At 68.9% G+C, this 9,584-nt stretch carries 5 protein-coding genes; 3 read left to right on the plus strand and 2 right to left on the minus strand.

Annotation, left to right across the window (positions count from 1 at the left end; translation table 11 throughout):
- Positions 1-2,010: a DNA topoisomerase (ATP-hydrolyzing) subunit B gene (gyrB, locus tag VKP62_10655; protein ID MEB3197651.1), complete on the plus strand. Its 2,010-nt coding sequence runs from the start codon at positions 1-3 to the stop codon at positions 2,008-2,010.
- Between the two features lie 44 nt (positions 2,011-2,054).
- Positions 2,055-3,287 carry a hypothetical protein gene (locus VKP62_10660; GenBank protein ID MEB3197652.1) on the plus strand — a complete coding sequence of 411 codons (1,233 nt, stop codon included), beginning with the start codon at positions 2,055-2,057 and terminating at the stop codon, positions 3,285-3,287.
- A gap of 9 nt (positions 3,288-3,296) precedes the next feature.
- Here VKP62_10660 and VKP62_10665 read toward each other — a convergent pair whose 3' ends face one another.
- Together VKP62_10665 and VKP62_10670 are read right to left on the minus strand one after the other, a co-directional pair.
- The gene (locus VKP62_10665; protein ID MEB3197653.1) at positions 3,297-5,192 is read right to left on the minus strand and encodes a bifunctional homocysteine S-methyltransferase/methylenetetrahydrofolate reductase; all 1,896 of its coding nucleotides are present in this window, start codon (positions 5,190-5,192) and stop codon (positions 3,297-3,299) included.
- A 147-nt stretch (positions 5,193-5,339) separates the two neighbouring features.
- The gene (locus tag VKP62_10670) at positions 5,340-5,717 is read right to left on the minus strand and encodes a CxxC-x17-CxxC domain-containing protein (GenBank protein ID MEB3197654.1); all 378 of its coding nucleotides are present in this window, start codon (positions 5,715-5,717) and stop codon (positions 5,340-5,342) included.
- Positions 5,718-6,104: 387 nt separating this feature from the next.
- On the opposite strand from VKP62_10670, the gene metH reads away from it, so the two are divergent.
- Positions 6,105-9,575: a methionine synthase gene (gene metH, locus VKP62_10675; GenBank protein ID MEB3197655.1), complete on the plus strand. Its 3,471-nt coding sequence runs from the start codon at positions 6,105-6,107 to the stop codon at positions 9,573-9,575.
- Positions 9,576-9,584 lie beyond the last annotated feature (9 nt).

A 9,584-nucleotide genomic window follows, 5' to 3' on the forward strand; every position in this document is an offset into this window, starting at 1 on the left:
ATCCGGGAGGCGCGAATGACCCAGGGTGTGGAGACGGCCGAGGCCCCCACCGAATATGGCGAACTGCCGGCTGACGCCACCCACGTGACGCAAGCCTACGGCGCCGAGCAGATTCAGGTCCTCGAAGGCCTCGAACCCGTGCGCAAGCGGCCGGGCATGTATATTGGCAGCACCGGCGAACGCGGCCTGCACCATCTGGTCTACGAGGTGATCGACAACGCCGTGGACGAGGCCCTGGCCGGTTACTGCACGCAGATTCAGGTCACCCTGCATGACGATCATCGCGTGACGGTCGAAGACAACGGACGCGGCATCCCGGTCGAGATTCACCCGAAGACCGGCAAGTCGACGGTCGAAACCGTCATGACCGTGCTGCATGCCGGCGGCAAGTTCGGCGCCGGTGGCTACAAGGTCTCAGGCGGTCTTCACGGCGTGGGCGTCTCGGTCGTCAACGCGCTCTCCACCTCCCTCGAGGTGGAGGTCAAGCGTGGCGGCAAGGTCCATGCCATGCGCTTCGAACGCGGCGTGCCCGTCAGCGACCTGGCGGTGGTGGGCGAGGTGCCAGACAACGTGACGGGCACCAAGGTCACCTTCAAGCCCGACGGCACGATCTTCGAAACGCTGGAATTCAACTACGACACGCTGGCCGCCCGCTTCCGCGAACTGGCTTACCTCAATCGCGGCATTGCGATCACCTTCACCCAGCTGAGCCCGGACCCAGACCACCCGGATGCCCTCAAGGAGCACCGCGAACATTACCTCTACGAGGGCGGCATCGTGCAGATGGTCGAGTACCTCAACGAGAACAAGGATGCGCTGCACAAGCCGATCTATTTCTCCGGCACCAAGGACATGATCGTGGTCGAGGTGGCGCTGCAATACACCACCGGCTACAGCGAGAACGTGCTGTCTTTCGCCAACAACATCAACACCCACGAGGGTGGCACCCACCTGACGGGCTTCCGCAACGTGCTGACCCGCATCCTGAATGACTACGGCCGCAAGGTCAGCGGGCAGATCAAGGAGAACGAGACCTCGCTGTCGGGCGAGGACGTGCGCGAGGGCCTGACGGGCGTGATCTCGGTCAAGCTGCCCGAGCCGCAGTTCGAAGGTCAGACCAAGACCAAGCTCGGCAACACCGAAGTGCGCGGCATCGTGGAAGGCATCATGAGCGATGCCTTCGGCCACTTCCTGGAGGCCAATCCCGGGGTCGGCAAGTCCATTGTCGGCAAGGCCATCGATGCCCTGCGCGCCCGCGAGGCGGCTCGCAAGGCGCGGGAACTGACGCGCCGCAAGAGTGCGCTGGAATCGGCCACCCTGCCTGGTAAGCTGGCGGACTGCTCGGAGCGTGATGCGGCCAAGTGTGAGCTGTACCTGGTGGAAGGCGACTCGGCCGGCGGCTCGGCCAAGCAGGGCCGTGACCGTGGCTTTCAGGCCATCCTGCCCCTGCGCGGCAAGATCCTGAACGTCGAGCGGGCCCGGCTCGACAAGATCTACGCCAACGAGGAGATCCAGGCCATGATCATGGCGCTGGGCACCGGCGTGGCGGATGAGTTCGATCTTGGCCGCCTGCGCTATCACAAGCTCGTGATCATGACCGACGCCGACGTGGACGGCGCCCACATTCGCACGCTCCTGCTGACCTTTTTCTACCGGTTTATGAAGCCGCTGGTCGAGTCAGGCCACGTCTACATCGCCCAGCCACCGCTCTACAAGATCGAGAAGGGCAAGCAGACGCATTACGTCTATTCCGACCGTCAGAAAGAGGCCGTGGTGGCGCAGCTGGGGGGTGAAGTCAGCATCAGCCGCTTCAAAGGCCTGGGCGAGATGATGCCGCAGCAGCTCTGGGAGACCACCATGGACCCCGCGGCGCGGACCATCCTGCGCGTGACGATCGAGGACGCTGCCGAGGCGGACCGCATCTTCACGATCCTGATGGGTGACAAGGTGGAACCCCGGCGTGAGTTCATCCAGCAGCACGCCGGCGAAGCGATGAATCTCGACATCTGACCGTCGCGATGAGGCAGGACCTTCCCGTGAGGCGGGAGATCGACGTGCCTCGCCCGGGGCGGGAGGGCTCCCGGCCCGGGCCAAGATGGGGTCGGGCGTTCATCCGCCTCAGTGTGGGGCTGCTGGCCCTGCTCGCGTCTGTCTCCCAGGCTGAGGCCCGCTCGCTCGCGCCCGCCTCCCCGGCGACGCCCCCGGCGGTCATTCTGCCTTCTCCCCCGCCCCTGCCGCCGACGCCCACGCTGGCACCGTCTGCGCCGCCGGGGCGCCCGTCCGGACCCGAGCCCGCCTCCCCCCCTCCGGTTTCGGTCACGTCGCCTCGCCCCCAGCCTGAACCCTCGCTCGCGGTCGTGATCCCGGGGCCCGGCATCAATCGCCCGGACTGGCAGGACCTCGGCCCGCCCGAAGCCGGTGCCCCTCCCCCGTCCAGGCCCAGTGGGCTGCCCCATTACGTGGGGCTGCCCAGGGCCGCGCGCGAGGCGGCCGAGCGGTTGCGCGATCTGTCCGCCCTGCTGCGGGCGCATCTGGGGGCCCGTCGGCTTGCCAGCGCCAGGGTGACCCTGATGCGGGCCGAGGACCTGGTGGCCCGCGCGGAGCGCGAGCATCTGGTGCTGAAGATTCATCCGGACTGGTCCGAGCCGAGGGTCGAGCTGATCGATCTGCGGGCTCGCTACGAGGCGCTGCGGCGCGGCCCGCTGGACGATGAGTCCCGGCGGTTGGCCGAGCAGGCCGCCGCGCGATTGGCCCCTCAGTTCAGTCGCGCGGGGCAGGGGCTGGCCGCCCTGACGCCCCCCCAGCTGGAAGCGCGCCTGCTCGACTTGCGGCAGGCCCTGGCGGCCGCCGAGGCGGACCCCTACCTGCGGGAGAATCCGGCCTGGCGCGTGGCACGCCAGCCCCTGCAGCGCGACATGGAACGCCTGGAGAACCTGCTGGCCGTGCGCCAGGGGCAGGGCAGCCTGGCCATGGCGCTGCTGCGGATCGATCAGCTGCGCGCGTCGGCGGATGCGCGCCTGGCGGCGCAGGACTTCACGGGCGCCGTGGGCGACCTCGAGGCGCTGGAGGAGGCCTGTTTCACCTTCGCCCACGATCTGGCCGACATGCGCGCGCACGGATTTGACCAGACCCAGCTGAGCTGGCATGGTCCGGACGGCGACTGGCGAGGCCAGGCCGTGCTGGCACGGGTCGAGCGCTGGCGCCAGGAAGCCCGGCGCCGTCTGGCGTTGCTCGGGCCGCCCTCCTCGCCTCCCCCCACGCCGGCCTCGCGGCCCCCACGGCGGTAGCCGGGTCTCTCAGGAGGCGGCGTGAGCGGGCGACGGCAGGACATCGCGCATCACGTCGAGGGCCAGCGCCACGCGGCCGAACGGCGCGGAGACCTGGACGCCTTGGATCGCGCCGCGCACCTCGGCCAGCATCTCGCGGGCGATCGCCAGTCCCTCCTGGCGGGCTGCTTCGGCATCCGGCGCTGCCTTCATGCGGGCCAGGATCGCGGGGGGCACCACCACGCCTGGCACCTCGTTGCTCATGAATTCGGCGTTGCGGTAGCTGGTCAGAGGCCAGATACCCGCAATGATCGGGATCTGGCAGCCCATCGCCTGGATGCGTTCGATGAAGCGGAGCAGCTGCGCCGTGTCGAAGACGGGCTGGGTGATCGCATACTGGGCGCCGGCTTCAACCTTCCAGTGGAAGCGACGCAGCTCGTGCTCGAGATCCAGCGCACCCGGGTTCACCCCCACGCCCAGCAGGAAGGAGGTCTGGCTGCCGACCGGGTTGCCACCCAGGTCGAGCCCCTGATTGAGGCGCTTGGCCAGGTTGGTGAGGCCGATCGCGTCGATGTCGAAGACGGCCGTGGCCTGCGGGTAGGGGCCCATCTTGGGCGGATCCCCGGTGATCAGGAGCAGGTTGCGCAGGCCCAGCGCGGCCGCGCCGAGCAGGTCGCTCTGCATGCCGAGCAGGTTGCGGTCCCGGCAGCAGTAGTGCACCACCGCCTCGATGCCTTCCCGTTCGATCAGCAGGCTGGCGGCCAGGGCGCTCATGCGGCTCTGGGCGCGCGGGCCGTCCGGCACGTTGATGGCATCGACACCGGCCGTGCGCAGAAAGCGGGCCTGCTCACCCAGCTGGGTCGCGTCACTGCCCTTGGGCGGCACGATTTCCACGCTGGTGACGAACTCGCCCGCGGCCAGCTTGGCCGCGAAGCGGGAGCGGTCCGCCAGCGGTGTCTCGGCCGGCGTGAGGCTGGCTAGACTGCCAGCCGCCGGCAAGGGGCCGGTGGCGGCGGTTGCCTGGCCTGGGGCGAGCTGGATGCGGCCGCCGGTCTGGGCCCGCAGGGCGTCGGCCATCAGGCGGATGTGTTCGGGCGTGGTGCCGCAGCAGCCGCCGATCACGCGGGCGCCGCTGGCCAGCAGGCGCTTGGCGTGTTTGGCCATGTACTCGGGACTCGCCATGTAAATTTGCCGGCCCATGACGTCGCGCGGCAGGCCGGCGTTGGGCTGGGCCGAGAGCTTCTTCTGCGTCGCGCCGGCCATGGTCTCCAGCACGCTCAGCATGGTGGCCGGCCCGACCGAGCAGTTGAGTCCGATCACATCGGCCCCGGCCCGGTCCAGCGCCTTCACGAAATGGGCCGGTTCGGTGCCGAAGGCGGTCAGGCCGTCCTCGTTGACGGTCATCTGGGCGATGATCGGCAGGGCGGAGACCGAGCGCACGGCGGCGATCGCCTGCAGGATCTCGGCCAGGTCCTGGAAGGTCTCCAGCACGAACATGTCGACGCCGCCCGCCGCCAGCGCCTGGGCCGCCTCGCGATAGGCCGCCTGGGCCTCCTCCAGCGAGGTGGGGCCATAGGGCTCCAGCCGGATGCCGAGCGGCCCGATCGCCCCGGCCACCCAGGCGCGTTCGCCGGCGGCCTCGCGGGCCAGCTGTGCGGCGCGTTCATTCAGGGCGGCCACCTGATGGGCCAGGCCGTAATTGCCGAGCTTGAAGCGCGTCGCGCCGAAGGTGTTGGTTTCGATCACCTGCGCGCCGGCCTGCACGTAGGCCGTGTGGACCTCGCGGACCAGGTCCGGGCTGCGCAGCGTCAGCTCGTCGAAGCACTGGTTGATGTACACCCCCTGGGCGTACAGCATGGTGCCCATGGCCCCGTCGAACAGGGCGACACGGTCAGGGTCGAGCAGGAAATCGCGGGCGTCACGCATGGCGAAACAGTATAGCGCAAACCGGAAGGCCGCCCCTCCGGTCAGGAGGCGCGGCCGGTTTGCCAGGGACGTGTCGTTTCGGCTGGGGCCGTCGGGTCGCCTGCCTGCATCCGCTGATGCGAGTGAGTCAGGCGCGCTCGACCCGGCTTACTTCTGGAAGCAGCTGCGGCAATAGACGGGGCGATCGCCGCGCGGCTTGAAGGGCACCTGGGTCTCCACGCCGCACTGCGCGCAGACCACCGTGTGCATCTCGCGGGGGCGCTGGGAGCCGAAGCCACCGCCGCCGCCGCCATACCCGCCGCCCCCGTAGCCTCCGCCGCCATAGCCACTCCCGCCGCCATAGCCACCGCGGCCGCCATCCTCCGAGCGCGAGGGTCCTTGCGTCTTGCGGGCGTTGCGACAGGGCTTGCAGCGCTTGGGGATGCTGGTGAAGCCCTTTTGCGCGAAGAATTCCTGCTCCTTGGCGGAGAAGGTGAACTCGGTGCCGCAGTCCGAGCAGGCGATGATTTGATCCGTGTAGAGCATCGACGAACCTTTCTCGTGCATCGATCATCCGTGAGGTCCCTACGGGGGCAGGCAGCAGGCTCACGGCTCCCGCTGCTCCCACGGCGCCGCCATGGCGCCGTTATCGATTCGAGGTGAGGTCGTCTGGTTGTGTTCGCCTGGATTCCTGAAGATGGTGACGATGACGGGAAAGAATCGACCTGACGTGACACCTGAACACTAGCGGTCATTATAGCACAACTTCCAAGTTGTCAAGGGTTTGAAAGCGGCTTCCCGTGCCACTTACAGCTTGCTTGTGATTTTAAATCCCTCTTAAACTCAACACGGTCGGCGCTGCGCGCTCCGCTGGGAAACGCTACAATGAAGCGCCCTTTCCCCGTGTTTCCATTGTTTGCCGGAGCGCCCCGCATGCCTTCACCTGTGTCCCTGCCCTTCCTGGATGCCGTGCGCCGTGGGGTGGTGGTCTACGACGGGGCCATGGGCACCCAGCTGCAGGCGCGCCACCTCACGATCGAGGATTTCGGCGGCAAGGAAGGGGCCAACGATTACCTGGTCCTGACCCGGCCCGACGTCGTGCGTGACATCCACGCGGCATATTTCGCCGCCGGCGCGGACGTGGTCGAGACCAACACCTTCGGCGGCAACCGGCTCAAGCTCGACGAATATGGGCTGGGTCACCTGACCCACGAACTCAACCGCCGGGCGGCCGAGCTGGCGCGCGAGGCGGCCGCCCCCTATGCCACGACCGAGCGCCCGCGCTTCGTGGCCGGTTCGATCGGGCCGACGGGCATGTTGCCCTCGTCGGACGACCCTTCGCTCTCGAAGATCACCTTCGAGGAGCTGGCCGAGCTGTTTCAGGAGCAGGCGATCGCCCTGGTGGAGGGCGGCTGTGACGTGCTGCTGGTCGAGACCAGCCAGGACATCCTGGAGGTCAAGGCGGCCGTCACGGGTATCAACCGGGCCTTTGCCCAGCTGGGTCGGCGGGTGGCCCTGCAGGTGCAGGTCACGCTCGACACCTCCGGGCGCATGTTGCTCGGCACCGACATCCTGGCGGCCCTGACGACCCTGCAGGCCCTGCCGATCGACATCCTCGGGCTCAACTGCTCGACCGGCCCCGAGCACATGCGCGAGCCGATCCGCCTGCTGGCCCAGCACTGCGCCTTGCCCATCAGCGTGCTGCCCAATGCGGGGCTGCCGCTCAACATCGACGGCAAGGCGGTCTATCCGGCCGAGCCCCTGCCTTTCGCCGAGGCGCTGGCGGCCTTCGTGGAGGACTTCGGGGTGGCCGTGGTCGGCGGTTGCTGCGGCACCACGCCCGAACACATTCGCGTGATTGCGGAGCGCCTGGCCGGGCGGCCGCACCGCCCGCGCGAGGTGGCGCCCTTGGTCGCGGCCAGTTCGGGCATGCGCGCGGCCAGCTTGCTGCAGGAGCCTCGTCCGCTGCTGGTGGGCGAGCGCGTCAACTCGCAGGGCAGCCGCAAGGTCAAGCAACTCCTGCTGGCCGAGGACTGGGACGGCCTGGTCGAGGTGGCCCGCGACCAGGTCGAGGGCGGGGCGCACGTGCTGGACGTCTGCGTGGCGCTCACGGAGCGGCCCGACGAGGCCGTGCTGATGCGTCAGGTGGTCAAGAAGCTGGCGCTCTCGGTCGAGGCCCCGCTGGTCTTCGACTCCACCGAGGCCAGCGCGCTGGCCGAGGCCCTGCGCATCTACCCGGGCCGCGCGATCATCAACTCGATCAACCTGGAAAACGGTCGCGAGCGCTGCGACGCGGTGTTGCCGCTGGCGGTCGAGCACGGCGCGGCGGTGGTGGCGCTGACGATCGACCCGATCGGCATGGCCAAGACGGCCGAACGCAAGTGCGAGGTGGCGCGGGCCATCTACGCGATCGCCGTCGAGGAGTACGGCTTGCCCCCCGAGGCCCTGCTGTTCGATGCCCTGACTTTCACCCTGGCCACCGGCGAGGAAGAATTCCGCCGCAGCGCGATCGAGACGATCGAAGGCATCCAGGCGATCAAGGCCGCCATGCCGGGCGTCCTGACGATTCTGGGCGTCTCCAACGTCAGCTTCGGCCTGCAGCCGGCCGCTCGCCACGTCCTGAACTCGGTTTTCCTCTATCACGCCGTGCTGGCCGGGCTCGATGCGGCGATCGTCAACCCGGCCCACGTGCGCCCCTTTGCCGAGATCACGCCGGAGCAGCGTGAGCTGGCTGAGGACCTGATCTTCGACCGACGCCCCGATGCCCTGCCGCGCCTGATTGCCCACTTCGAGGGGGTCTCGGCCGATGCCGGGGTGGCCGAGAAGGAAGACCCCACCGCCGGCATGACGGCCGAGCAGGCGATTCACTGGAAGATCCTGCACCGCAAGAAGGACGGCATCGAGCCGCTGCTCGACGAGGCCATGACGCGGCGCACGCCCGTGGCGGTGCTGAACGAAGTCTTGCTGCCGGCCATGAAGGACGTGGGCGACAAGTTTGGCGCCGGGGAGCTGATCCTGCCCTTCGTCTTGCAGTCGGCCGAGGTCATGAAAAAGGCCGTGGCGCACGTCGAGCAGTTCCTCGAAAAGGCCGAGGGCGCCACCAAGGGCAAGGTCGTGCTGGCCACCGTCTACGGCGACGTGCATGACATCGGCAAGAACCTGGTGAACACGATCCTCACCAACAACGGCTACACCGTCTACGACCTGGGCAAGCAGGTGCCGATCAACACGATCATCGACAAGGCCGTCGAGGTCGGCGCCGATGCGATCGGCCTGTCGGCCTTGCTGGTCTCGACCTCCAAGCAGATGCCCATGTGCCTGGCCGAGCTGCACGCGCGCCGGCTGCGCTTTCCCGTCGTGATCGGTGGCGCCGCCATCAACAAGAGCTACGGCCTGCGCATCCTGGAGCTGGAGGACGGCCAGCTGTACGAGCCCGGCGTCTTCTACGCCAACGACGCCTTCGAGGGGCTGGCGCTGGTGGACCAGCTGGTCGACCCCGAGCGTCGGGAGGCCTTGATTGCCCGCACCCGGGCCGAGGCGGAGGCGGCCAAGGCGCGCGTGCGCAAGCCGGTGGTGCCGGCCGCGGCCGGCCTGCGCAGCACCGTCCCGCTGCTGGAAAGTCTGCCGTCCGCGCCCTTCCTGGGACACCGTTGCGTGCAGGACGTGCCGCTGCCGCGGGTCTTCGAGGCGATGGATCTGCGTTCGCTCTACCGCCTGTCCTGGGGGGCCAAGAACACCCAGGGGGCGGCCTACGAGGCCCTGATCCGGGACGAGTTCGAGCCGCGCCGGCTGGCCTTGCAGGCCGAGGCGGCGCGCGAGGGCTGGCTGACGCCGCGCTTCGTCTACGGCTACTTCCCGGCGCAGGCGGAGGGGGACGTGATTCACCTGCACGACCCGGCCGACCCGACCCAGCGCCTCGGCAGCTTCAGCTGCCCGCGCCAGCCCGAGGGCGAGCACCTGTGCCTGGCCGACTACGTGGCCCCGGTCGACAGTGGCCGCCTGGACGTGGTGGCGCTGCAGGTCGTCACCATGGGCACGCAGGCGGCCGAGCTGTGCGACCGCCTCAACCGTGAGGGGCGCTACAGCGAGGCCTACTGGATCCACGGGCTGTCGGTCGAGGCGGCCGAGGGCCTGGCCGAGGTGGCCCATCAGCACATCCGGCAGGAGTGGGGCATCGGGCCCACCCAGGGCAAGCGCTACAGCTGGGGCTACCCGGCCATTCCCGACCTCGACGACCACGCCCTGGTCTGGCGGGCTCTGCCAGTCGAGGCGAGCATCGGCGTGAGCCTGACGGAGGCCTTCCAGCTGGTGCCGGAGCAGTCGACGGCGGCGATCGTGCTGCACCACCCGCAGGCCAAGTACTTCGTCGTGCGCGGCGCCGCGGGGGCCGTCGCGGTCTACTGACGGGGGGCG

The organism is Candidatus Sericytochromatia bacterium (genome assembly GCA_035285325.1).
Lineage (GTDB): Bacteria > Cyanobacteriota > Sericytochromatia > S15B-MN24 > JAQBPE01 > JAYKJB01.

Excerpts from the sequence above, each read along its gene's own strand:
- VKP62_10670 (MEB3197654.1), bottom strand. The coding sequence starts at position 5,717 with ATGCTCTACACGGATCAAATCATCGCCTGCTCGGACTGCGGCACCGAG.
- VKP62_10665 (MEB3197653.1), bottom strand. The coding sequence starts at position 5,192 with ATGCGTGACGCCCGCGATTTCCTGCTCGACCCTGACCGTGTCGCCCTG.
- metH (MEB3197655.1), top strand. The coding sequence starts at position 6,105 with ATGCCTTCACCTGTGTCCCTGCCCTTCCTGGATGCCGTGCGCCGTGGG.